Raw genomic sequence first — 24,349 nt, 5'->3', positions numbered from 1 at the left:
CTGCCCTTTGCGGTTGCGCCCGGAACGCGCTAGACCCACGCCATGACTCAGACACCCAAATCGCATGGCTCGCTGTCGCATGGCGGCAAATCGCACGGCAACAAATCGCATGGCCGCAAATCCATCCGGGCCAGCGCCAAGCCGCAAGACCTGATGGCGGAAAACGCACCTCTGGCCGGGATCTGGACCGCGCGGATCATCACGCTGTTCCCGCAGGCCTTCCCTGGTGTGCTGGGCGAAAGTCTGACCGGCAAGGCCCTGAAAGAGGGCAAATGGCAGCTGGAAACCACCGATCTGCGCGATTTTGGCGTGGGCAAACATCGCAATGTCGACGACACACCCGCCGGAGGGGGCGCCGGGATGGTTCTGCGCCCTGATGTTCTGGGCAACGCGATCGAGGAGACCTTGCAAAATGCGCGCGGGCGCTGCCCTTTGGTTTACCTGTCCCCGCGCGGACGGCGTTTTGATCAGAAAATGGCGCGGGCCTGGTCGCAATGCGACGGTGTCACGATGCTGTGCGGTCGGTTCGAGGGCGTGGACCAGCGGGTGCTGGACCACTATGGGATCATGGAGGTCTCGTTGGGCGATTTCGTCATGACCGGGGGCGAGATCGCCGCCCAGGCCATGATCGACGCCACGGTGCGACTGCTGCCCTCGGTTCTGGGCAATGCCGACAGCATCGAGGATGAAAGCCACTCCAACGGGTTGCTGGAACATCCGCAATATACGCGCCCCGCCGAATGGATGGGGCGCGACATCCCCGAGATCCTGATGTCCGGCCACCACGGCAAAATTGCCGAATGGCGCCAGAAGATGGCCGAAGAGATTACCCGCGAACGGCGCCCAGACATGTGGGCGGCCTACCAGCGCAATAAGGGACAGGAATAACTGGCGCGATTGAGCCAAAACCCCTTGATCCATTGGCCATCCCCCCCTATACACCGCCCGTTCGCGGTCGGAATTGGCCTGCGGGCCTGTTTGGTATTTCGGTGGCTGCTTCGCCCGCCTTGCACGATCCCGGACAGTTTCAAATAAAGACGACCTGAACACTCTGGCGGGCGCTGCGGCGGACCCGGACGAAGACCAAGAGCTCTGAGGATGTCACAGACCTTTGCGGAAAAACCGCAAGCATAGTTAGGAGCAAAGCGATGGATCTGATCGCACAACTCGAGGCGGAACAAATCGCCGACCTGGGGAAATCCATCCCCGATTTCAAAGCTGGCGACACCATTCGCGTCGGCTATAAAGTGACCGAAGGCTCGCGTACCCGTGTGCAGGACTACGAAGGTGTCTGCATCAGCCGTAAAAACGGCAACGGCATCGCCGGTTCGTTCACCGTTCGCAAGATTTCTTTTGGTGAAGGCGTGGAACGTGTGTTCCCCCTGTTCTCGACCAACATCGACAGCATCACCGTTGTTCGCCGTGGTCGCGTCCGCCGCGCTAAACTGTACTACCTGCGCACCCGCCGTGGTAAATCGGCCCGTATCGCAGAAGTCACCAACTACAAGCCCAAAGCTGGCGCCGAAGCATAAGGAACGGATCGATGAAAGAAGGCATCCACCCCGACTACCACTTCATCGAAGTGAAAATGACCGACGGCACCGTTGTCACCATGCGTTCCACCTGGGGCGCCGAAGGCGACCAGCTGGCCCTGGACATCGACCCCAGCGCGCACCCCGCCTGGACCGGTGGCACCTCGCGTCTGATGGACGCAGGCGGCCGTGTGTCGAAGTTCAAAAACAAATACGCTGGTCTGGGCTTCTAAGTCTGACCCCATGCGCATTTCCGGAAACCCCGCCCTTTGGCGGGGTTTTCTGTTTTCGGGCCGTCGCCTCTTCCAAAATCGCGCCACAGATGCGATGGATGGCCTCCAAAAGGGTAACAATGCTTTGAAAAACGGCGCAGACCACAATATCCTGTGGGCACTGGGTCGAAACAAGGCAAGTATAGCGGGATAGGGTCGTATGGCGCATATTATCGTCGTCGGGAACGAAAAGGGCGGAGCCGGGAAATCCACCGTCTCGATGCATGTGGCCACCGCGTTGGCGCGGATGGGCAAGAATGTCGCCGTGCTGGATCTGGACCTGCGTCAGAAAACCTTTGCCCGCTATGTCAGAAAATCGCCACAGCTTTCTGGCCGATGCCGGGCTGGATCTGCCCAGCCCTACCTATCATGATCTGCCCCCGGTGGACCAAGAGCAGCTCAAACCTGGTGAGAACCCTTACGACCACCGTTTGTCCAAGGCCATTGCTGCGGTCGAGCCGAATAACGACTTCATTCTGATCGATTGCCCTGGCTCGCACACCCGGCTCAGCCAGGTGGCGCACTCGCTGGCAGACACGCTGATCACCCCCCTGAATGACAGTTTTGTAGATTTCGACCTGCTGGCCCACGTAGATAACGAAGGGCGCAAGATTCAGGGCCCCTCGGTCTATTCCGAGATGGTCTGGAACGCGCGACAACTGCGCGCGCAAGCCGGATTGAAGCCCATCGATTGGGTCGTGTTGCGCAACCGCTTGGGGGCACAGCAGATGGTGAACAAGGAAAAGATGGAAAAGGCGCTGGAGGCTTTGGCCAAGCGTATCGGTTTCCGCGTTGTCCCCGGCTTTCACGAGCGGGTGATCTTCCGCGAACTGTTCCCACGCGGTCTGACCCTGTTGGACCTGCGCGACATCGGGGTGAAACAATTGAACATCTCGAACGTCGCCGCCCGACAAGAGCTGCGTGACCTGATCAAGGCGCTGGACCTGCCGGATGTCGAGGTGAATTTCTGATCCCGGATCAGTCCATCCGGGCCAGCTTGGTCAGCGCGCGACGCAATACCTCGTTTTCCTCTTTGGTCAGAATCGAGGACAGCTTGGTATCGTACTGCACCGCGATCTCGCGCAGATCCAGATAGGCCGCGCGACCGGCGGGCGTCAGATCCAGATGCTCGAGCCGCCGGTCACTTTCATCCTGTGTGCGTGTCAGATACCGCCGCTGCGCCAAACGGTGCACGGCGCGGCTGATCTTGGTTTTGTGCATCTTTGACCGTTGGCCGATATCCTTGGCCGTCATCCGTCCGTAAATACCCAGATGGAACAGCACCCGCCATTCCGTCCGCAACATGCCGTATCGGTCCTTATAGGCCTTCTGAAACTCCAGGCTGCTTTCCTCGGCGGCCTGGTTCAGCAAGTAGGGTAGGAATTGTTGTAGCGGGAACTTATCATTTTCTATCATTTCCCATTTCTGACCGTTGTTAGTTACAAAATCAACCATTAACTCTGCAACTATAGAGGAGACGCGCTATGAATCACCAAACACAGCCTGATGCCTATGTGCAGGCTCCGTCCGATGTTGGGACGACGCCTGGATACATGCCCGGCTTTGGCAATGACTTTGAAACCGAGGCCTTACCCGGTGCTTTGCCACAGGGCATGAACAGCCCGCAAAAGTGTAACTATGGTCTGTACGGGGAACAGCTGTCGGGAACGGCTTTCACCGCACACCCGCCCGAGCGCACCTGGTGCTATCGCATTCGACCCAGCGTAAAGCATTCGCATCGTTACACAAAAATTGATCTGCCCTACTGGAAATCCGCCCCTTGCGTGGACCCGGACGTCACCAGCCTGGGCCAGTACCGTTGGGATGCGGTGCCCCATTCCGATGAAGGCCTGACCTGGCTGACCGGCATGCGCACCATGACCACTGCGGGGGACGTGAACACCCAGGTCGGCATGGCCAGCCATGTCTATCTGGTCACCGAATTGATGGTGGACGAGTATTTCTTCTCGGCTGATTCCGAGCTGCTGGTCGTCCCGCAAGAAGGCCGTCTGCGGTTCTTTACCGAGCTGGGAATCATCGATGTCGAGCCCAAGGAAATCGCCATCATCCCGCGCGGCCTGGTCTATAAGGTCGAGGTTCTGGAAGGCCCCTGCCGTGGTTTCGTCTGTGAAAACTATGGTCAGAAATTCGAACTGCCTGCGCGTGGCCCCATCGGTGCCAACTGCCTGGCGAACCCGCGGGACTTCAAGGCGCCCGTCGCGGCCTATGAAGACAAGGAAGTGCCCTCGAAAATCACCGTGAAATGGTGCGGGCAGTTCCACACGTCCGAGATCGGCCAATCGCCGCTGGATGTGGTCGCGTGGCACGGCAACTATGCGCCCTATAAATATGACTTGCGCACCTATTGCCCGGTCGGCGCGATCCTGTTTGACCACCCCGATCCCTCGATCTTTACCGTGCTGACTGCGCCCTCGGGGCAGCCGGGCACCGCGAATATCGATTTTGTTCTGTTCCGCGAACGCTGGTTGGTGGCTGAAAACACCTTCCGCCCGCCGTGGTATCATAAGAACATCATGTCCGAGTTGATGGGCAACATCTATGGGCAGTACGACGCCAAACCCCAAGGTTTCGTACCCGGCGGGATGAGCCTCCACAATATGATGTTGCCGCACGGCCCGGATAAGAACGCGTTCGAGGGGGCCTCGAATTCGAACCTGGGGCCGGACAAGCTGGACAACACCATGTCCTTTATGTTCGAGACCCGGTTCCCCCAGCATCTGACAGCGTTTGCAGCGGACGAAGCGCCGTTGCAGGATGACTATATCGATTGCTGGACCGATCTGGAGAAGAAGTTCGACGGCACCCCCGGAACCAAATAGGCAAATGGGGGCGCTGCCCCCCTTGGCCCAAGGCCAATTCCCCCCGGAGTATTTCGGGAGCAAAGAAAGCGATGCGGCGCGGCCGTATTGATGGAAGGACGACGAATGTCATTGAAGAAAAGCTGGGTTGAAAGCGCAAACAGCGCCGACAGCCCGTTCCCCCTGAACAATCTGCCCTATGGTGTTTTCTCGGTTGGAGATGACGATCCGCGCTGTGGTGTGGCCATTGGCGACATGATCCTGGACTGTCAGGCTGCCGAAGAAGCCGGCGTGATTGCGCTGAGCGACGTGCCTTTGTTCGACGTTCCGTTCTGGAACGAAGTTATGGAAGAAGGCAGTGAGCTGTGGGCCGCTCTGCGCGCACGCCTGACCGAGATCCTGGCCGAAGGCAGTGCCGATCAAGCCGCTGTGGAAGCGATGCTGGTGCCGCAATCCGCTGCGACCCTGCATATGCCGATCCTGGTGTCGGAATATACCGATTTCTATGCTGGCAAAAACCATGCGTTCAACGTGGGCACTATGTTCCGTGGCCCCGAAAATGCCTTGCCGCCCAACTGGTTGCACATTCCGATCGGGTATAATGGTCGGGCGTCCTCGATTGTGGTGTCGGGTTCGGATGTGCGCCGCCCCTGGGGTCAGCTGAAAGGCCCGAATGATGACGCGCCGCGTTGGGCGCCCTGTGCGCGCTTTGATCTGGAGCTGGAGATGGGCGCCATCGTTGGGGCCTCGTCCGACGGGCCGATCACGGTGCAAGAGGCGGATGACAACATCTTTGGCTATGTGCTGCTGAACGATTGGTCGGCGCGTGACATCCAGGCCTGGGAATACCAGCCGCTGGGGCCGTTCCAGGCCAAGGCGACCGCCACCACCATCAGCCCCTGGATCGTGACCAAGGCCGCACTGGAGCCCTTCCGTTGTGACACCCCGGCACGCGAGAAAGAGCTGCTGCCTCATCTGCGCGATTGCGGCCCGATGCTGTATGACATCGACCTGTCGGTGACCCTGGCGCCTGAGGGCAAAGAGGCCACGACCATCACCCGTACTAACTATAACATGATGTACTATTCTGCCGCTCAGCAGTTGGCGCATCACACCACCAGCGGCTGCCCGATGAACGTGGGCGATCTGCTGGGATCGGGCACCATTTCGGGGCCGAACAAACCCGAGCGCGGCTCGCTGTTGGAACTCAGCTGGGGCGCCAAGGAGCCCCTGACGCTGGACACTGGTGACGAGCGTTGCTTCCTTGAGGATGGCGACACGCTGACCCTGCACGGTGCCGCCAAGGGCGATGGCTATACCATCGGTTTCGGCGCCTGCACCGGCACCGTTCTGCCCGCGCTTGATGACCCCTATAAACGCTAAAGGAATACCAAAATGGCCAAAGCATTCGCGTCCCAAGGGGACATGACCGAAAAAACAATCAGCTTCACCGAAGTGGGCGAGGGCCTGTATGCCTTCACCGCCGAGGGTGATCCGAACAGTGGTGTGATCATTGGCGACGACAGCGTCATGATCGTCGAGGCGCAGGCAACCCCGCGCCTGGCCAACAAAGTGATCGAGTGTGTGCGCTCGGTCACGGACAAGCCGATCACCCATGTGGTCCTGACCCACTATCACGCCGTGCGTGTTCTGGGCGCCAGCGCCTTTGGGGCGAAACAGGTGATCATGTCGGACACCGCGCGCTCGATGGTGGTGGAACGCGGCCAAGAGGATTGGGACAGCGAATTCCAACGCTTCCCCCGTCTGTTCGAAGGCCACGAGTCCATTCCTGGCCTGACCTACCCGACCACCACGTTCAGCGACTCGATGACGGTTTATCTGGGCAACCGCCGCGTTGATATCAAACAGATCGGCCGCGCCCACACCGCCGGTGACGCTGTGATCCATGTGCCGGACCAGAACGTGATGTTCACCGGCGATATCGTTGAATACCACTCGGCCTGCTATTGCGGCGACGGTCACTTCAACGACTGGGGCAACACCCTGGACAAGATCAAAGCCTATGACGTGGACGCCATTGCTCCCGGTCGCGGCGACGCGCTGGTTGGCAAGGAAATGGTGAATGCCGCCATCGAAAACACCCGTGATTTCGTGGAAAGCACCTATCGCCCGATCGCCAAGGTTGCCGCCCGCAACGGCACCCTGAAAGAGGCCTGGGATGCCTGCCGCGAAGAGTGCGATCCCAAGTTCGCCGATTACGCCATCTACGAACACTGCCTGCCGTTCAACGTTGCCCGCGCCTATGACGAGGCCCGCGGCATCGACACCCCCCGCATCTGGACCGCCCAGCGCGATCTGGAAATGTGGGACGCCCTGCAAGGCTAACGCGGTTCCCCTCGTGTCCATCGGGCACGAGGGGCCCTGAAACAGAAATTTAACCGAACAGAAGTCGTGCGAGGGCACGGCATTCTACAAGTGCACCCAAAAGACAGGGAGGAGACACCCATGTTTGACGATCGCTACACACTGGCCTACCGGCTGTACCCCTATGAAAAATCACCTGATCAGGACAAAGCCGAGGCCGTGCGCCACCCGGTTGTCGTGATGGGCGGTGGCCCCATCGGCATCGCCACCGCGCTGGATCTGGGTCTGCAAGGCATTCCGGTACTGGTGCTGGATGACCACGAAGGCGTGGGCATGGGCAGCCGCGCAATCTGCTTTGCCAAGCGCTGCCTGGAAATCGCCGACCGGTATGGCTGCGGTGAACCGATGCTGGACAAAGGCGTTGTCTGGAACCTGGGCAAGGTATTCCACAAAGACGATCAGGTTTTTGAATTCAACCTGCTGCCCGAAGAAGGCCACAAGTATCCTGCCTTTATCAACCTGCAACAGCCCTACTACGAAAGCTTCCAGATCGAGCGCCTGCGCGAGCTGCAAGCCCAGGGCGCCCCGATTGAAATTCGTGGCAAGAACCGCATCGACAATGTCGAGGTCAAGGACGACCACGTGGTGCTGGAAATCTCGACCCCGGATGGCCCTTATAAACTGGAAGCCGACTGGCTTATCGGGTGTGACGGCGCCAGCTCGCCCCTGCGCGAGATGCTGGGGCATGACTTCAGCGGCAAGGTGTTCCAGGACAGCTTCTTGATCGCTGACATCAAGATGAAGGGCGACGTAGATTTCCCGACCGAGCGCTGGTTCTGGTTTGAACCCAGCCACGGCGAGGGTGCCTCGATGCTGCTGCACAAACAGCCCGATGACGTCTGGCGCGTTGACTTCCAGATCGGCTGGGATGTGGACCGCAAGGAAGAGATGAAAGAAGAAAACATCCGCCGCCGTCTGGATGCCTTCTTGGGGGGTGTCGAATACGACATGGTCTGGTCCTCGATCTACACCTTCCAGTGCAAACGCATGGACAGCTTCCGCCATGGCCGCGTCTTCTTTGCCGGCGATGCCGCGCACCAGGTCTCGCCCTTTGGCGCGCGTGGCGCGAACTCGGGCATGCAGGACGTGGACAACCTGGGTTGGAAACTGGGCATGGTGATCAACGGTCAGGCACCTGACAGCCTGCTGGACACCTATAACAACGAACGGATCCATGGCGCGGATGAAAACATCCTGAACTCGACCCGCTCGACCGATTTCATCACTCCGAAATCCGGCATGTCCAAGCTGCTGCGGGACGCGGTGCTGAACCTGTCTGAAAAGTACGAATTCGCCCGTCCCATGGTGAACTCGGGCCGTTTGTCGGTGCCGTGCTACTATGACGGTTCGCCGCTGAACACCGAGGACGCGCTGAACGGTCCGGCCCGCACCCGCCCCGGTGCGCCCTGCCCCGACGCGCCGCTTGGCGACGAGTTCCTGCTGTCCAAACTGGGCAACGAATTCATCCTGCTGACCATCGACGCAGATGCGCCCGAAGCACTGGACGAAGACGGTGTCTCGATCAAGCGCCTGGCCCTGTCTGCCAAAGACGATGCCACCGGCGCCCTGGCCGAACGCTATCTGGGCGATGCCAAATCGGCCGTCTACCTGATCCGCCCGGATCAGCACGTTGCCGCGCGCTTTGACAGCTATGATGAAACCAAAATCCGTGCCGCCCTGCGCCGCACCATCGGTAAGGAGTAAGCCTGATGTCCGATCTGATCCTGACCCCAAACATCGACGGCGTGGATGATTTCTATGCCGAGCTCATCGCCACCCACGAAGGCCTGAGCGACGAAGACAGCAACGCCCTGAACGCGCGTTTGGTGCTGATGCTGGCCAACCATATCGGTGATCGCGCGGTCCTCAGCGCCGCCATGCAGGCCGCCAAGGACGTCTGATCCCACCTGTCTGCTTGACCTTTTGACACCCCGGTGATGGAATTTCCTTGCCGGGGTGTTTTGCTTTCTGTTATTTAACATGTTAAGCGATATGGAGGAGGGTCACATGAAGTGGAGCGACTTCCCCAAATGGGGAAAATGGGCAGCTGACTGGGCGGCCGACTACCATGCGGGCCTGCGCAACAAGCCCGTGCGCGCGCAGACCAAACCCGGCGATATTCTGAACGCCCTGCCCGCCAGCCCCCCTGACAAAGCGCAGCCCATCGAGGACGTGATCGCCGATTTCGAGCAGATCGTCATGCCCGGCATCACCCATTGGCAGCATCCGCGCTTCTTTGCGTATTTCCCCGCCAACGCCTCGCCTGCAGCGGTTCTGGCTGACAACTTGGTCACCGCGATGGCACCGCAATGCATGTTGTGGCAGACCTCGCCCGCCGCAACCGAGATGGAAACCCGCATGATGGACTGGCTGCGTCAGGGTCTGGGCCTGCCCGACGGCTTTGCTGGTGTCATTCAGGATTCCGCCTCCTCGGCCACGCTGGCGGCTGTTCTGGTGATGCGCGAACGCGCGCTGAACTGGGATGGCAATGCTAACGGTCTGCCGGGGCAAAAACCGCTGCGGATTTATTGTTCGAACGAGGTGCATACATCCGTGGATCGCGCCATTTGGGTCGCTGGCATCGGCCAGGCCAACCTGGTGCGCATCCCGACCGAGGGGCCGTTGCGCTCGATGCAAACCGGCGCGCTGGAGGCACAAATCCAGGCCGATCTGGACGCCGGTTACCTGCCCGCCGGGATCGTTGCCTGCGTGGGCGGCACCGGCACCGGCGCCTGCGATGATATCGCCGCGACCTGCGCCATTGCGCAGAAATACAACCTCTATACCCATGTCGATGCGGCCTGGGCGGGCTCGGCCATGATCTGCCCCGAATATCGCGACCTATGGACGGGCGTCGAGCAGGCTGACTCGGTCGTTTTCAACCCCCATAAATGGCTGGGCACGCAATTCGATCTGTCCGCGCATTTTGTCAAATCACCCGAGGCGCTGACGCAGACCTTGGCCATCCAACCTGAGTATCTGAAAACCCACGGGGCCGACGGGATCATCAACTATTCCGAATGGAGCGTCCCGTTGGGCCGCCGGTTCCGCGCGCTGAAACTGTGGTTCATGATCCGCGCCTACGGGCTGGACGGCTTGCGCCAGATGATCCGCAACCACGTGGATTGGTCGCAGGACCTGGCCGAAAAACTGCGCGCCACCCCGGACTTCGAAATCGTGACCGAGCCCGTTCTGTCCCTGTTCACCTTCCGCTTTGTCCCGGATGGGCAGGACGCAGATCAAGCCACCTTGGATCTGCTGAACACCATCAATGACGCGGGCACGATCTATCTCACCCAGACCCGCACCCAAGACAAACTGGTGATCCGCTTCCAAGCCGGGCAGTTCGACTGCACCCAAGAGGACATCCAGACCGCGTATGAGGTGATCACTGAAACCGCGCGCGCCCTGAAGGAGCACTAAGATGCCAGCACTCAAAAACCCGTTCAAAGCTGCCCTCGCCAATGGGCAGATGCAATATGGTTGCTGGTCCGGCTTTGCCGATCCCTTTGCAATCGAGGTCCTGGGCACCGCCGATTTCGACTGGATCGTCATCGACGGAGAACACGCCGCGAATGACATCCGCTCGATCCAGGCCCAGTTGCAGGCGCTTCAGGGCTCGGAATCGCATCCGGTGGTGCGCGTGCCCATTGGCGAAGACTGGCTGATCAAGCAAGCGCTGGATGTCGGGGCGCAAACGGTTCTGGTGCCGATGGTCGAAAGCGCCGCCCAAGCCGAACAACTGGTCCGGGCCATGCGCTATCCGCCCGAGGGCATCCGCGGCGTTGGCGCGACCATGGCCCGGGCCTCGCGGTTTGGCGGAATTGCCGACTATGTGAAGGTCGCCAATGAACAGGTCTGCCTGCTGGTCCAGATCGAAAACCGCAAAGGGGTCGAGGCGCTGGACGAAATCCTGACGCTGGACAAGATCGACGGCGTGTTCATCGGTCCGGCCGATCTGGCTGCGGATCTGGGTCATCCAGGTAATCCCGGCCACCCCGAGGTCCGCGCGGTCATTCAGGATTGCCTGGGTCGGATCGCGGCCTCGGACAAGGCGGCGGGCATCCTGTCCCCGGACGACAAGGTCGCCGCCGAATATCGTGACTGGGGCGCGCAATTCCTGGCCGTGGGCCTGGACGTTGTCATGCTGGCCCAGGCCGCACGCGCCAAAGCCGCCCACTGGAAGGGATAAAACATGCAGAGGCCCCGCTTGGCCATCAAGCGGGGCTTTTCGCTTAGACCGCTGCGAATCCCGCACGCAGCGCGGTCAGGATGGTCTGGACATCGTCCGAGGTTAGCACCAGCGGCGGCGACAGGATGATATTGGGGCCCGACATCCGCACCATCGCCCCCGCCTGATAGGTCGCCTCCTGCACTTTGCTGATGGTTGCTTTGTCGATGGGGGCCTTGGTGGCGCGGTCGCTGACCAGCTCCATGGCGCACATCAGCCCATGCCCACCACGCACATCCCCGATCAGATCGAACTGTGACTGCAACGCCACAAGACCCTCATACAATTCTTGTCCACGCGCAGCGGCATTTTCAGGGACGTTCAGACGCCGGGTTTCAGCCATGCAAGCCAGCGCCGCCGCCGCCCCAACGGGGTGGCCTGAATAGGTATAGCCGTGGCCGATCGCAGCCTTCCCGGTTTCATCCTGTTCAAACACCTGCGCGACACCTTCGGCGATCATCACCGCCCCAAAAGGGAAATAGCCGTTGGTGATCGCCTTGGCGGTGCTCATCAGATCGGGCTGCACCCCCCAGTGACGCGAGCCAGTCCAGCTGCCGGTGCGCCCAAAGGCGGTGATCACCTCGTCCGCGATCAACAGGATTCCGTGGCGGGTGCAGATTTCGCGCACACCGGGCATAAAGGACGGATGCGGCGGGATCACTCCGCCCGCGCCCAGGATTGGCTCCATGATCATCGCTGCAATGGTCCCCGCCCCCTGAAAGGCGATCTCGTCCTCAAGCGCCTGCAAGCACAGTTGCGCCAGTTTCACAGGGTCCGTTTCGTTGAACGGATTGCGATAGGGATAGGGGGCCGGAATATGAAAACAGCCTGGCATCAGCGGTTCATACGCGGTGCGGAAATTGGCATTCCCGTTGACCGAAGCCCCCCCGAAATGCGTGCCGTGATAGCCCTTTTTCAGCGACAGGAACTTGGTCCGGCCCGAGTTGCCGCGGATCTTGTGATACTGACGCGCCAGGCGCAGCGCCGTTTCCACAGAATCCGACCCGCCCGAAGTATAGAACGCACGCGTCAGCCCATCCGGTTCGAAAAAGTCTCGCAGATCCTCGGCCAGTTCGATGGCGCAATCATTTGTGGTGCCGCGAAACAGGGAATAGTAGGGCAGCTTGTCCAACTGAGCGGCAATGGCGTCTTTGATTGGCTGGCAGGAGTAACCAAGGTTCACGTTCCAAAGCCCGCCAACCCCGTCGACCACCTTGTGCCCGTCAACATCGGTGATGCACACGCCCTCGGCCTCGATCAGGATGGTGGGCGGATTGGCCTGACTGTCGGCCGGATGCGCCATCGGATGCCAGACCGAGCGCGCGTTCATCTCTTTCAAATAGTTGCTGTCTTTCATGTCAGTCTCCGTCTGCACCGCGTGTCGGGGCGGGCTGTGATGTTTCAAATTCATTCGGGGGAAATCCCCCCAAGAGCTGCGTGAGTTCAACTGCGTACCGTTTCACGGCCTGCCTGATGCCCAGGCTCTTTTGCGCGTCCATACGCGCGGTTGGGGCAGCGACGGCAATGGCACCGATAACCGTTTGGCGGGCATCGAAAATCGGACAGGCATAGGAGTGCACGTCCGCTTCGAACCCTCCGACCGATGCCGCGATCCCGCTTTGGCGCGTCTGAGCCAACTTCTGCCGGATCTCGTCTGGCTGGGTCACGGTGTCGTGGGTATGGGCCGGCAGGGCGCCTGCCAGAATGGAATCGACAAATTCCGGGGTCGCATAGGCCAGCACCGCTACCCCCGAGGCCGTGCCATGAAACGACAGAACGTCGGCATCCTCCATCATCACGCGCGTGCTGTGCGCGGTGCTATAGGCGTAATCCGTGGTCGTCAGAACCTGGCCCTGCAGCCGCGACATATGGGCGGTTTCCCCTGTCTCGTCCGCCAGTCGCCGCAATATCTGTTTGGTAAGCTCTAGCGTCGGCACGGCCGCTTCGCGCAGTGCAGCCAGCCGCAAAACCGCCGGACCAAGCTGGTATTCCCGCGTCGAGCTGGCTTGCTCGACAAATCCATGCGCAGCCAATTCCCCAAGCAGCCGGTGCACTGTCGCCTTGTTCATCCCCGATTTTCGCGCCAGTTCGCTGAGCCCAATATTTGGGCTGTTCCTGTCGAAAAGCTCGATCAATGACAGCGCCTTAGAAACGGTTCCCATCCGCGGTCTTCCTGTCCATGGATTCATTTCAGCCAAGAATCCGGTCGGCTTTGGCCTATGAGGGTCAATCTTGGCAGACGGACCCTTAGTCTGTCAAACATTCAGACCATTGGTTCATTTATTGAACCTATCTTCGAGACTGGCCAATTCAGTGGACTTCAGTCATGACAGGAATATCCTGCGCTTTGATGGGCTCTTGATCGCGGAACTATTGTGGACCTTAGCATGACTGAAACCCTTGTTCAGAAACGCGCGCGCTTGTTGGGGCCGAATGTCCCGACCTTCTATGAACAACCGATCCATCTGGTCAAAGGTCAGGGCCAATGGCTGTGGGACGCCGAGGGGCGCAAGTATCTGGATTGCTACAACAACGTCCCGCATGTGGGCCATTGCCATCCCAAGGTGGTCGAGGCCATCAGCACACAAGCGGCGACCCTGAACACGCACACCCGGTATCTGCATGACGGGATCACGGACTATGCCGAGCGCCTGACCGCCAAGTTCGACACAAGTCTGGACACCGTTCTGATGACCTGCACCGGATCCGAGGCCAATGACGTGGCGCTTAGGATGGCGCAGGCCGTCACTGGCAAGACCGGGGTGATCGCGACCGATCACACCTATCATGGCAACACGATCGCGGTCAGTCAGCTGAGCCGGACAAAGCCTCCGATCGGGGGGTATTGGGACAATATGGCCTTTGTGCCGGCCCCGGACAGCTATCGCCCGCTTGGGGGACAGGCCGGCATGGCCCATGCGCGGGCCTTTGCCGCCGAGGTCGAAGCCCGGATTGCCCAGCTGGAACAGAAAGGCCATGGCATCTCGGCGCTGGTGATCTGCCCGTTCTTCGCCAACGAGGGCTTTCCGGATCTGCCCCACGGCTGGCTGACCCCCGCCATCAACGCGGTACGCAAAGCCGGAGGCGTGATCATAGCCGACGAGGTGCAGCCAGGGTTTGGACGGCTGGGCTCGGATTTCTGGGGGCACCAGAAAATGGGCTTTGTTCCTGATATCGCGACCATCGGCAAACCCATGGCCAACGGGCATCCGGTGGGGGCGGTGGTTGCTGGTCATGACACGATGGCGGCCTTTCGCAATGCCTTTGGGTATTTCAACACCTTTGGCGGCAACCCGGTCTCGATGGCGGCCTGCGCGGCCACGCTGGACGTGATTGAACAGGACGGACTGCAAGAAAACGCTGCCAAGGTCGGTGCCTATGCCAAAACCTGTTTACAAGAACTGGCCACGCAGCACGCGTGCATCGGGGACGTGCGCGGATCCGGGCTGTTCTTCGGGGCCGAGATGGTGCTGGATCGCGCCCGCAAGACGCCCGCCCCCGAACTGACCAAGCAAATCGCCAACGCCATGCGTCAGCGTGGCATTTTGCTGAACTTCCTTGGGCGCCATGCCAATGTGCTGAAAATGCGCCCGCCCATGGTTTTCACCCGGGACAATGTGGATCAGGTGATTTCAACCCTGGACGAGGTCCTCGACCAGATCGGGCCCAAACATGATTGACGACACCGCCATTCGGGCGGCGGCCCTATGGGGCATTCCTTCGCAAGACCTGATGCTGGCAGCGCGGCGGGAAAATACGGTGCTAAGGGCCCATAAGAATGGGCGCGACTACGCCTTGCGGCTGCACAGACCTGGATATCGCACCCGCACCCAGCTGCTGTCTGAACTGCAATGGATGGAGGCCCTGGCCCTGAACGGCTTGGCGGTGCCGCTGCCTGAAACGTCCCAGAATGGGGCGCTTGTCGAGTATCTGGGCACCACGCCGGTCAGTATGCTGTCCTGGATGCCCGGGGCCCCCTCGGGGGTGACGGGGCAGTTGAACGTCGCTGATCCGCAGAAGTTTGCTCGCGCGCTTGGCCACTGCCTGGCACGTTTGCACGAGATTTCGGATGCGTGGACACCGCCCGACGCGTTTTCGCGCCCGGCTTGGGATCTGGAGGGCCTGCTGGGCGAAGAACCGCTATGGGGGCCCTTCTGGGAAAACCCTGATTTGTCGCCTGACGAAAAGCTGTTGCTGCAACGCGTCCGTGACAAGGCCCATACCCAGCTGAGCTCTATCGCGCAGGACTTGGACTATGGCCTGATCCATGCGGATGTCATCACCGAGAACATCCTGGTCCACGAAAACGCGGTGGGCTTGATTGACTTTGATGACGGAGGATCAGGGTTTCGCGCCTTTGAACTGGCGACATTCCTGATGCGGTTTCTGGATCACCCCGACTACCCGGTCCTGCGCCGTGCACTGCTGGCCGGATATGGGGATCGCGCCTGGCTGACCCCGGACATACTGGAGTTCTTTATTCTTTTGCGCGCGCTGACATACCCCGGTTGGATTATTCCGCGACGGGACGAGCCCGGTGGCAAAGCACGATCGCAAAAGGCGGTACAAACCGCCGTTCCGCTGGCGCGAAGCTATCTGAACGCGTGACCATATGACGTGGAAAGAAAATAGGCCGATTGCGCATTTGGCGCTTGCAGCGCCCCGGGGCATTTCCTACAAGCGCGCTCACACCTAGAGTGCTCCGTTCGTCTATCGGTTAGGACGCCAGGTTTTCAACCTGGAAAGAGGGGTTCGATTCCCCTACGGAGTACCACTTTCCAACAACAAGTGCGTTTTCACCACGATCCTTCGCAGTCTTATTGCGTCGCGGGTGACATCTGTTGTTTCCTGGTGTAGCCATCGGTCAAGCAAGACGGAGAGCTCCATGGACGGCACACTCGCAACCCTGTTCCTAGTGGCAGGCCTGACCGACATGACGATGAATTTCTGCGATGACGGTTGTCTGGCGACCTCGCCGCTGGACGCGCGCATCGCGGTGTCGGCCGGAGATGTGGAGTTTCAGGGCTCCAGCATCAGCGAAGAAGTTTACCTGCGCTATGATCTGCCCAAACGATATGGTCCCTTTCAGCCCGCCATGGGTCTTTCGATCACCAGCGATGGCAGCGTGTGGTTTGGCGCCGGCAGCAGTTGGACCTATCAATTTGCCCAAGACCGCGCCTATGTTCAGCTGCATCTGATGCCCGGCGTCTATGGCAAAGGGCGCGGCCCGGATCTGGGCTCTTCGATCGAATTCCGCTCGGGTGCCGAGATCGGGTTCGAAACCGCCAAGGGCGTGCGGATCGGGCTGTCTTATGACCATCGCTCGAATGCGGATACGGGCTCGATCAATCCCGGCCTGGAAACGATCCAGCTGCGCGCCAGTTTCCCGCTGCGGTAGCTCGCCGATCTCTGGCTTGGACTTTGGTCCCGCTTGGGTCCGGGCCTGGCTGCGCTATCCTAAGCGCACAAGGTCAAAGCGGAGCAAGAAATGGCAGAGCAAATTGACAAGGTCATGGGCACCCAAGCGGCCTCTGCCCTGCTGGCCGAGCTGCGCGCCGAATACGGCGAGGTGGTGTTTCAGATGTCCGCAGGATGTTGTGATGGATCTGGCCCCATGTGCTATCGCGCTGGCGAGGCCTATATCGGCTCAGGAGACGTTAAACTGGGCGAGGTTGACGGCACTGAAATCTGGGCCTCTCGCAGCATCGCGACCCTTTGGGAAAACTCGCAACTGATATTGGACACCAGCACCGGCAGCGGAAACGGGTTCAGCCTGGACAATGGCAGAACCACCCATTTCGTAACGCGCGCGCGGCAGATCCCCCCAAAAACCTGACCGAAAAACGTCTCTGACAGCACAGGCTCTGCCGTTCATCGGAGATCTAAAGCCCTCTTTCGCCAGAACAACTGCGCCCTTTCGTTCACACGGAACCCGTTTCGTAAGGGCTGCGTAACAGGTTGTTGGGTATTCTTGCGGCATAGATGAAACAGAGTTCAGCCATGAGCCGAAGCGGTGAACCAATTGGTTCGTCATAGATTGGGGAGTTTGGATGGCGTGTTCACTGAGTGCCGACGGCATTGCGTGCTACCGGGGGTACGATGCACCGATTGAGGATATGTTCATTTTCGGAGAACGGTCCACCGGCACAAACGTCACCAAATCAGTATTGCGCAAGGCCTTCGGTCTGCCGGTGAACAAATCCTACGGCTGGAAGCACGGTTCTCCGTCATTCCTGGCCGCGAGCGCACGTACGCTCTTTGTCGTTTCCCTTCGCAATGCGTTTGACTGGAGCATAAGCATGTATGCCAAACCCTATCACGCGACGGCAGAGCTGAAGACTTAAGATTTTGATCACTTCATAAAGTCGCCTTGGGTCTCTGTCATGGATACGCCACGGTCGCACGGACTAAAATGGCACTTGCACCACAAGCAACCATTCCAGCCCGATCGCCACCCGATCACCGGACGTACCTATCGCACGATCTTTGAGATGCGGGAGATTAAAACAAAAAGCTGGATGGGTCTGGTTGAACGCGGTGTAAACGTCGCCATTATTCGCCATGAAACCTTCAGCGCTGACCTGCGTAGAAGTGTGGACCAATTGGCGCAATCATTCGATCTGAGGATACGCGCAGAGGTCTCTGAACCAGAGTACATCTTTCGGGCCAGGCCCCAGGTCGATGCGCGTCGCAAACATGCAAAGGCACGCCTTCCTGAAAACATTCACTATATTCGCAGCCAGCTCGACACTGATTTTGAACACGAGATTGGTTATGAGATCAGTGATCTCTCGACAAATTAGTCAGACCATCGGGGGGTCCCGAGCGTCGCGTGGCACAACACTTGTTCTATTCAATAGCATCGATGAGATCCCGCAGGTCAGGCCCCACTGATTTCCAATTGGCGGCAGCCTCGGGCGAAAAACAGCTATTCGCTGCGCTTCGCACCGAGCAGTCGCAGGCCACCTCAAGTCGGTTGACCGCTCATCCGCGCTTGCCTGTTCAGCCATTGCAAACAGCCCACGGACCCAGAGTTTGTTGTTCAACGCGTTCCCTGTCCAAACGCCTTGCGATACTTGGGGATGAATAGGTCTTTGCCTTTTATTTGCCGGGTTACCCAGTCGCCAAGGGTGGTGAAAATCCAGCTGTTGCCGATCAGAGGGCCAAGTGGCACCAGGATGGGCGCTTTCTTCCATGGCGAATAGGGCTTTTGGCTTTCGACCGTCGCGCCTTTTATCACATTTTTCAACGTTTTGATCAGCCAAGGGTTCTGTCGTGCTGTTGCAACGATCGTCATGCCGTCGCCAATTTCGGCAATATCCCCCGCAAAGAAAACATTCGGGTATTCCGACGGGCGCAGCCACTTATCTGCCTTGTAGCGCCCCGAGGACCCCGACGTGACGCCAGGCAGGTTTTGCAACAACTCAGACTGCGCCCTTGATCCGATCACAGGGAAAATAAGATCGGCTTCAATTTTACGCCCGTCTGTCAAGGTGACTGCGCCTTTATAGGGGTGATCCAAACGCTGCAGATCCTGTACGCGCTGACCGAGAATGATCGTGACCCCGAGCTTCTCCAACTTGGACTTCAGCCGCGCGCCCATTCGCCTGGGATACATCGGGAAAAGGGTGTCGTCGGACGAAATCAACGTGATGCGTGTTCCTGGCCGCGCGGTCGCAATCTCGCCCGCCAATTCCGTGCCCACGGCGCCCGCCCCCACAATGACCACCGAATTCGCGTTGGACAATTGCGCGCTGACCGCTGCATGGGCATCGCGGAAATCCTGGATGCTGTCGCCCGAAGGCTTGAACGGGGCGGCATAGGATGATCCCGTAGCAAGCACGATAAAATCTGCCGGAACGGTATCGCCAGTGTCCAAGGTGACCTCCGACTGCGAGATCGAAGCCGCGCGCCCACGCAGAACGCGGCCGTTCTTTAGCAAGTTGTCATAAGGCAGGATGATCTGATCCAGCAATCCAGGTTGCACCAGCGCCCGGATTGCGGCGGGCGGTTGGACAAAGGCCTCGCGTTGTTCAATCAGCGTGACGTCCGCGACGTCGTCCATTTCCTGGGCGACCTCAAATCCGACATAGCCGCCACCGACGACGACGATTTTCTTTTTGACCATAATTTACTTCGTTGCCGTCTGTTGCGTTTCACTCTAGCTAGAAGGGCACGTTCAAAACGGCAAGTACGGTCATTTAGGATACTGCTATGATACAGGGTGCACCTGAAGAACACTGCAAAATCGAGGCTCTCATATCTGCGATTTCGGGGCGGTGGAAACTGCTCATTATCTACTGGCTTGCGCAGGGAAACTGTCGGTTCAATCAGCTTCAGCGCAACCTAGGCACAATTACCCACCGGACGCTGACGCGGCAACTCACCGAGCTGCAAGAGAGTGGGTTTGTGTTTCGCAAAGATTTTCAAACCATACCACCACATGTGGAATATGGCCTGACCCCCCTGGGCGACAGTCTGGTGCCCCTGCTTTTGCAAATGCATGACTGGGCGGTTCAGAATGCAGACAAAATGCCAAATTCGAAAGAAACGATCTAAGCACGGCCTTGTTGCCACTCGGCTTCAGGGGTTGCGACACAAGGCGAAAAGCGCGGCTTTGGAATTGATGCCGAGTTTGGCATACGCTCTTTGTCGATAGGTTTTTACCGTGCTAGGAGAGATGTCCAGCCGCCACGCGATGGAGTCCGTCGTCATCCCGTTTAGCATTGCTTCGCAGATTGCTTTTTCTCTTGTCGACAAAGAATTCAGCGGTGTTTTCAGTTCAAGGCTGTCTGGGTCAAGAAAATGCAACAGAGCCATGCTTGCCACAGACCCCCAAAACGGTACCCTCAAACTGTCTTCGCTGACCCCAAAATGACCGTTTTCCTCAAACCTGTAAAAATTGAGGACAAGTGCCTCATCGCGCCGCGCCGAGATGACAGAAATCTTGTCGCTGATGCCCCGCGCATTGAAGTAGGTATCATAATACTCTTCTGACATTTTCGTCTGTATCTCTGACAGGCTGCAAATGACGGTCTGACCCGTGTCGCGAACCTTGTTTACGACTGGCCTTAGAGGGTCGTCGCGATACCCTTCGCGCAGGTATCTTTGCGCTATGTTGAGTGCAGATTTTTTGTGACGCCGAATGTAGGACAAGTAGCAATCAGGGCGATCTGTTTTGTAGGAAAAAATCATGCACTGATCGGCCCGAATGACATTCTCAATCAGGTCAAGAAACTGCGAATTAAACTCCGGGCTTCCAATCGCAAGCAGGCAGTTTGACATGGATTGCAGATACTTAGGCGCACCTTTCCCGGAAAAGAACGACTCCAGTGACATGGTCTTGTTTATGGCATGCTCCATCATACGTTCCAACTTATATCAAAACCCCCGGTTCCGTTTGTCCGCTCCAATGGGGGACATAATGTCGACCGCTCCCCTGATAGACAGTGCTCAAGTATTTCTGACCGGTTAGCTGGCATTGGTCGCTTTCCAAGGTCACTCGATAGTTGAGGAAGCGCATCGCAATGACACAAAGTGCAGCAGATAACATGGAATATAGGGCGGGCCTCTCTGCGGACGAAGTCAAAGAGCTGGCCAAAGGGAAGACCATCACCAAGTTATCGTCCAACGAAAACCCGTTCGGCCCGTCGCCTATGGCCATTGCAGCCGCGCAATCGACCCTGGAAACGGCAAACATCTACCCCGAGCGAAAAGATGACAAGCTGTGCGGCGCGCTTGCGGAGTTCCATGGCCGCGGCCTTACCCCCGCAAACTTCTTTTCGGCCAATAGCGGTGTCGAGGTTCTGTCGCTGATCGAAGATGCAGCGATCAAAACCGGCGAACATGCCATCATCTGCCCGCCCTGTTTCGGGGCCTATAAGGCCTCTCTCAAGAACAAGGGCGCCGAGATCGAAACCGTTTGGCTGGGCGACGAGGATTACTCGGTCAATGTGCAGGCGCTTTTGGATGCCGTGCGCCCCCAAACCCGGCTGGTCTATCTGTGCAATCCCAACAACCCGACCGGTACCTGGTTTGGCGAGGATGTCCTGAACGCGGTTCTGGATGGGCTGCCCGAGCACGTGACGCTGATCTATGACGAAGTGTATTTCCAGTTCGCCACTGAACAGGGCCTGCCCGATGCGATCAAACATGTTCTGGACGAACGTAACATCGTTATCGTTCACAGTTTCTCCAAAGCCTACGGGCTGGCAGGAATGCGCATCGGCTACGCTATTGCTCCGGAGAGTCTGACGGCTCGCGTACAGAAGCTCAAGCGCAGCTTCCACGTGAACTCTGGCGCCATGGCCGCTGCGATTGCCGCGCTGCAAGATACCGAGCACTTGCAAAAGACTGTGGACAACAACCGCACTGAACGCGCGCGCCTGACGGCAGAGCTTCGGGCCCTGGGATTAACAGTGGCGCCGAGCCAGACGAACTTTGTCATGTTCAAATGCCCCGAAGGCAAAGACGCCGCGACGCTGACGCAGGACCTAGTTGCCGATGGCGTAATGGTGCGCCCGGCCTTCGATTTGCCTCATCATATCCGCGCCACGGTGGGCACTCCCAACGACAACACGCGGCTTCTGACCGCCCTTGCCACTCTTCTGAAAGCTTGAATCGATGACCAAGAAAATGACCGGCGGCGAAGCAGCCGTCCTTTCCCTGCACAACCTTGGCGTAAAAACCATTTTCGGTCTGCCCGGCGTTCAGAACGATTGGCTGTACAATGCTTTCTACGACCACCGCGAAAAGTTTCGCATCATCCACACCCGTCATGAACAGGGTGCGGCTTATATGGGGTTGGGTCACGCTTTGGCCAGTGATGAGCCGACCGTGTTCAACATCGTTCCCGGCCCGGGCCTGCTGAATGCGACGGCGGCGCTGTCCACCGCCTATGCCCTGAACGCGAAACTGTTCTGCCTGACGGGTCAGATCAACTCCAAATCCATTGGCAAAGATTGGGGCGAGTTGCATGAGATCAACGATCAGCTGACCATCCTGCGGTCGCTGACCAAATGGGCTGATCGTTCAAACAGCCCGGCCGAGGTGCCTGGCCACATTCAGGAAGCTTTCAACCAGATGCTATCGGGGCGTCCGCGTCCTGTGGGATTGGAGATTCCGATGGATGTTCTCGCCGGTGAAGGCGAGGTTGATGTCAATCTTCAGGGGCTTGTGCCGCAAAAGCCGGAACTGGATGAAGAAGCCGTTGAACAGGCTGCCAAAAAACTGGGCAAGGCCAAAGCTCCGCTGATTTTTGTGGGCAGCGGCGCACAGGGCGCGAGCGCTCTGGTCCGGCATCTGGCCGAAACCCTGCAAGCCCCGGTCGTGGGGTATCGCACCGGCATGGGGGTGGTGGACGCGCGCAGCTATCTGTCGCTGCACCAGCCCGCCGCGAAAGAGCTGTGGATGAAGGCGGATGTGGTTTTGGCCATCGGGTCGAACATGCGGGTGCCGGCGCGCAAATGGATCAAGGCGCATGCGCCGGACGTTGTGCGCATCGATGTGGACCCCAGCAGCCACCGCAAGTTCTTTACGCCAGCGGTCGAAGTCACCGCGCGGGCCGAAGACGCGCTGCCGCTGCTGCTGGAACGTCTGGAATTCCACAACATCCTACGTGCCTCGCGAGAAGAGGAACTGCTGGAGGTCAAGGCAGCTTGGGCCAAACGCTCGGCCGTGTTGGAGCCGCAGCTGACCTACCTCAACATCATCCGCGAGGAACTGGGTGAAGACGGTATCTTTGTTGACGAATTGACCCAGGTGGGCTTTGCCAGCCGTATTGCCTATCCGGTCTACAACCCGCGCACCTATATCTCGACGGGGTATCAGGGCACATTGGGTTATGGTTTCCCAACCGCGCTTGGCGCCAAGGTTGCAAAGCCGGATGTCCCGGTCATTTCGGTCACTGGTGATGGGGGCTTCATGTTCTCGGTGCAGGAACTGGCCACCGCCGTGCAGCACAAGATCGGGTTGGTCACTCTGCTGTTCAACAACAACCGTTATGGCAACGTGCAGCAGATGCAGATCAACAACTACGGTGGCCGCGTCATCGCCACCGACCTGCACAACCCCGATTTCTGTAAGATGGCCAAGAGCTTTGGCGCTCAGGCGATCAAGGCAGAGAGCTTTGACGAAGTGCGTGCAGCGATCCGCAAGGGGATCGCTACGACCGATGTGCCAACCCTCATCGAAGTGCCTGTCGGTGACATGCCCAGCGTTGACCAGTTCCGATAGGGCCGTAGCTATGCAAGACCATTGTATCATCCCGGCAGACAACCCGATCGGCATCAGTTTCCGAAACGCGGTCAAAGACAAGAAGCTCTTGTTCGTCGCTGGTCTGCCAAGCTCCGGCAAAAGCCTGTTGCTGCAACAATTGACGATCCTGGCCGACCAGGCCGGGCGTCGTATTCACACCATGCAGTGGGATGCGGCGCGTCGCAGTTTCGAGACGGGGCACTGGCTTTCAATTTACCCTGAAGTCGACGATCTCACCCACCCCGGCATTCGCAAGGCTGTCGGCTTATGGGTTCGTGGCGCGGTGGCTGACTGGGCCAAAGTGCATCAAGAAGACACGGATATCCTGATTGCCGAGCTACCGGTGGTCGGCGGGCGCTTTGCCGAATTGCTGCAACCCCACGAGGATAGAGCCGAGGCAGTGATCGCCTCTGACAATGTGCAGTTTTTCGTGCCGATCCCGACCGAAGACATGCGCAAGGTCATCACTGGCCATCGGGCCGAAACTTTTACCAACCCCCGCAACGAGCAGGAAACCAAAGACGCCCCCATCTATATCGTTGAAAGTGACTGGCTGGCGGCGCGCCAGCTTTACAACAGCTGGAACGGTATCGAAAACGATGCGCAGACGGATGCCGAATACAGCTCTGACATCTACCGTGCCGTGTTCGAACGCCTGCTGCGTATGCGGAACTTTGAAATCTTGTCCATTGATCGTGCCTTTCAGACAACCGGCTCTGCCTATGACCGCACCACCGAGGTGACAGAGTTGGCCGCCAGCCCCGAAATGGTCGAAGCCACCTTTGCAAAGTTGCAACAGCAGTTTCCCGGCGATGCCGTGCAAAGCGCTGTCGCCAATTGGGCCGAGTATTGAGG

At 58.9% G+C, this 24,349-nt stretch carries 25 protein-coding genes, 1 tRNA gene and 1 pseudogene; 22 read left to right on the top strand and 5 right to left on the bottom strand.

Features of this window, described 5'->3' with window-relative positions; all coding sequences use genetic code 11:
- Window positions 1-42 precede the first annotated feature (42 nt).
- From trmD to ACXADQ_RS08275, 4 genes and pseudogenes are all read left to right on the top strand, one after another.
- Entirely contained in the window at window positions 43-888 is an 846-nt protein-coding gene (gene trmD / locus ACXADQ_RS08290; protein WP_475318608.1) for a tRNA (guanosine(37)-N1)-methyltransferase TrmD, read from the top strand.
- A gap of 260 nt (window positions 889-1,148) precedes the next feature.
- Window positions 1,149-1,532, top strand: coding sequence for a 50S ribosomal protein L19 (gene rplS / locus ACXADQ_RS08285; RefSeq protein WP_475318603.1), 384 nt, complete (start codon window positions 1,149-1,151; stop codon window positions 1,530-1,532).
- Between the two features lie 11 nt (window positions 1,533-1,543).
- A complete protein-coding gene (gene rpmE / locus ACXADQ_RS08280; RefSeq protein ID WP_475318599.1) occupies window positions 1,544-1,765 on the top strand; it encodes a 50S ribosomal protein L31 in 222 nt (73 codons plus the stop codon).
- Between the two features lie 199 nt (window positions 1,766-1,964).
- Window positions 1,965-2,775, top strand: a pseudogene (locus ACXADQ_RS08275) (division plane positioning ATPase MipZ).
- Between the two features lie 7 nt (window positions 2,776-2,782).
- Here ACXADQ_RS08275 and ACXADQ_RS08270 read toward each other — a convergent pair.
- On the bottom strand, window positions 2,783-3,220 hold the full coding sequence (locus ACXADQ_RS08270; protein ID WP_475318592.1) for a MarR family winged helix-turn-helix transcriptional regulator: 438 nt from the start codon (window positions 3,218-3,220) through the stop codon (window positions 2,783-2,785).
- 68 nt (window positions 3,221-3,288) lie between these two features.
- Between ACXADQ_RS08270 and hmgA the strand changes: the two genes are divergently transcribed.
- The 7 genes from hmgA to ACXADQ_RS08235 all read left to right on the top strand — a co-directional run bounded on the left by hmgA (window position 3,289) and on the right by ACXADQ_RS08235 (window position 11,200).
- Window positions 3,289-4,644 (top strand): homogentisate 1,2-dioxygenase, encoded by a 1,356-nt coding sequence (hmgA, locus tag ACXADQ_RS08265; protein WP_475318585.1) that lies wholly within the window; start codon window positions 3,289-3,291, stop codon window positions 4,642-4,644.
- Between the two features lie 105 nt (window positions 4,645-4,749).
- Window positions 4,750-6,006, top strand: a complete 1,257-nt coding sequence (fahA, locus tag ACXADQ_RS08260; RefSeq protein WP_475318579.1) for a fumarylacetoacetase — start codon at window positions 4,750-4,752, stop codon at window positions 6,004-6,006.
- A 12-nt stretch (window positions 6,007-6,018) separates the two neighbouring features.
- A complete protein-coding gene (locus ACXADQ_RS08255; protein WP_475318571.1) occupies window positions 6,019-6,969 on the top strand; it encodes an MBL fold metallo-hydrolase in 951 nt (316 codons plus the stop codon).
- A 120-nt stretch (window positions 6,970-7,089) separates the two neighbouring features.
- On the top strand, window positions 7,090-8,712 hold the full coding sequence (locus tag ACXADQ_RS08250; protein ID WP_475318564.1) for an FAD-dependent oxidoreductase: 1,623 nt from the start codon (window positions 7,090-7,092) through the stop codon (window positions 8,710-8,712).
- A 5-nt stretch (window positions 8,713-8,717) separates the two neighbouring features.
- Window positions 8,718-8,909, top strand: a complete 192-nt coding sequence (locus ACXADQ_RS08245; protein ID WP_475318559.1) for a DUF2783 domain-containing protein — start codon at window positions 8,718-8,720, stop codon at window positions 8,907-8,909.
- Window positions 8,910-9,015: 106 nt separating this feature from the next.
- Window positions 9,016-10,431 (top strand): pyridoxal phosphate-dependent decarboxylase family protein, encoded by a 1,416-nt coding sequence (locus tag ACXADQ_RS08240; RefSeq protein WP_475318553.1) that lies wholly within the window; start codon window positions 9,016-9,018, stop codon window positions 10,429-10,431.
- A gap of 1 nt (window position 10,432) precedes the next feature.
- Window positions 10,433-11,200: an HpcH/HpaI aldolase family protein gene (locus ACXADQ_RS08235; RefSeq protein ID WP_475318547.1), complete on the top strand. Its 768-nt coding sequence runs from the start codon at window positions 10,433-10,435 to the stop codon at window positions 11,198-11,200.
- Between the two features lie 43 nt (window positions 11,201-11,243).
- Here the strand turns inward: ACXADQ_RS08235 and ACXADQ_RS08230 are convergent, their stop codons facing one another.
- Window positions 11,244-12,596: an aminotransferase class III-fold pyridoxal phosphate-dependent enzyme gene (locus ACXADQ_RS08230; protein ID WP_475318544.1), complete on the bottom strand. Its 1,353-nt coding sequence runs from the start codon at window positions 12,594-12,596 to the stop codon at window positions 11,244-11,246.
- A 1-nt stretch (window position 12,597) separates the two neighbouring features.
- Window positions 12,598-13,401, bottom strand: coding sequence for an IclR family transcriptional regulator (locus ACXADQ_RS08225; RefSeq protein ID WP_475318537.1), 804 nt, complete (start codon window positions 13,399-13,401; stop codon window positions 12,598-12,600).
- Window positions 13,402-13,626: 225 nt separating this feature from the next.
- On the opposite strand from ACXADQ_RS08225, the gene ACXADQ_RS08220 reads away from it, so the two are divergent.
- From ACXADQ_RS08220 to ACXADQ_RS08190, 7 genes are all read left to right on the top strand, one after another.
- Window positions 13,627-14,919, top strand: a complete 1,293-nt coding sequence (locus tag ACXADQ_RS08220) for an aspartate aminotransferase family protein (protein ID WP_475318532.1) — start codon at window positions 13,627-13,629, stop codon at window positions 14,917-14,919.
- Window positions 14,912-15,847: a phosphotransferase enzyme family protein gene (locus tag ACXADQ_RS08215; RefSeq protein ID WP_475318527.1), complete on the top strand. Its 936-nt coding sequence runs from the start codon at window positions 14,912-14,914 to the stop codon at window positions 15,845-15,847. The genes ACXADQ_RS08220 and ACXADQ_RS08215 overlap by 8 nt, the downstream gene beginning before the upstream one ends.
- Window positions 15,848-15,938: 91 nt before the next feature.
- Window positions 15,939-16,013 (top strand) — tRNA-Glu (locus ACXADQ_RS08210).
- Window positions 16,014-16,124: 111 nt separating this feature from the next.
- The gene (locus tag ACXADQ_RS08205; RefSeq protein ID WP_475318523.1) at window positions 16,125-16,637 is read left to right on the top strand and encodes an acyloxyacyl hydrolase; all 513 of its coding nucleotides are present in this window, start codon (window positions 16,125-16,127) and stop codon (window positions 16,635-16,637) included.
- A gap of 90 nt (window positions 16,638-16,727) precedes the next feature.
- Window positions 16,728-17,075: a DUF779 domain-containing protein gene (locus ACXADQ_RS08200; protein WP_475318518.1), complete on the top strand. Its 348-nt coding sequence runs from the start codon at window positions 16,728-16,730 to the stop codon at window positions 17,073-17,075.
- A 214-nt stretch (window positions 17,076-17,289) separates the two neighbouring features.
- Window positions 17,290-17,583 carry a hypothetical protein gene (locus ACXADQ_RS08195; RefSeq protein WP_475318514.1) on the top strand — a complete coding sequence of 98 codons (294 nt, stop codon included), beginning with the start codon at window positions 17,290-17,292 and terminating at the stop codon, window positions 17,581-17,583.
- 39 nt (window positions 17,584-17,622) lie between these two features.
- Window positions 17,623-18,042, top strand: coding sequence for a hypothetical protein (locus ACXADQ_RS08190; RefSeq protein ID WP_475318508.1), 420 nt, complete (start codon window positions 17,623-17,625; stop codon window positions 18,040-18,042).
- A 239-nt stretch (window positions 18,043-18,281) separates the two neighbouring features.
- On the opposite strand, the gene ACXADQ_RS08185 is transcribed toward ACXADQ_RS08190, so the two are convergent.
- Window positions 18,282-19,367 carry an NAD(P)/FAD-dependent oxidoreductase gene (locus ACXADQ_RS08185; RefSeq protein WP_475318501.1) on the bottom strand — a complete coding sequence of 362 codons (1,086 nt, stop codon included), beginning with the start codon at window positions 19,365-19,367 and terminating at the stop codon, window positions 18,282-18,284.
- An 86-nt stretch (window positions 19,368-19,453) separates the two neighbouring features.
- On the opposite strand from ACXADQ_RS08185, the gene ACXADQ_RS08180 reads away from it, so the two are divergent.
- Window positions 19,454-19,798, top strand: coding sequence for a winged helix-turn-helix transcriptional regulator (locus ACXADQ_RS08180; protein ID WP_475318495.1), 345 nt, complete (start codon window positions 19,454-19,456; stop codon window positions 19,796-19,798).
- 24 nt (window positions 19,799-19,822) lie between these two features.
- Here the strand turns inward: ACXADQ_RS08180 and ACXADQ_RS08175 are convergent, their stop codons facing one another.
- On the bottom strand, window positions 19,823-20,605 hold the full coding sequence (locus ACXADQ_RS08175; protein ID WP_475318491.1) for a helix-turn-helix transcriptional regulator: 783 nt from the start codon (window positions 20,603-20,605) through the stop codon (window positions 19,823-19,825).
- Window positions 20,606-20,766: 161 nt separating this feature from the next.
- Here ACXADQ_RS08175 and ACXADQ_RS08170 point away from each other — a divergent pair, with 161 nt between their 5' ends.
- From ACXADQ_RS08170 to ACXADQ_RS08160, 3 genes are read left to right on the top strand one after another with little or no spacing between them, the layout of a single operon-like run.
- Entirely contained in the window at window positions 20,767-21,858 is a 1,092-nt protein-coding gene (locus ACXADQ_RS08170) for a pyridoxal phosphate-dependent aminotransferase (RefSeq protein ID WP_475318486.1), read from the top strand.
- A gap of 4 nt (window positions 21,859-21,862) precedes the next feature.
- Window positions 21,863-23,473, top strand: a complete 1,611-nt coding sequence (locus tag ACXADQ_RS08165) for a thiamine pyrophosphate-dependent enzyme (protein ID WP_475318481.1) — start codon at window positions 21,863-21,865, stop codon at window positions 23,471-23,473.
- A 10-nt stretch (window positions 23,474-23,483) separates the two neighbouring features.
- Window positions 23,484-24,347: a hypothetical protein gene (locus ACXADQ_RS08160; RefSeq protein WP_475318478.1), complete on the top strand. Its 864-nt coding sequence runs from the start codon at window positions 23,484-23,486 to the stop codon at window positions 24,345-24,347.
- Window positions 24,348-24,349 lie beyond the last annotated feature (2 nt).

It is taken from the genome of Thalassovita sp. ABM4_323 (genome assembly GCF_056158665.1).
The sequence above is the reverse complement of the archived record's forward strand: the minus strand, read 5'-3'. Positions and strand labels throughout refer to the sequence as shown.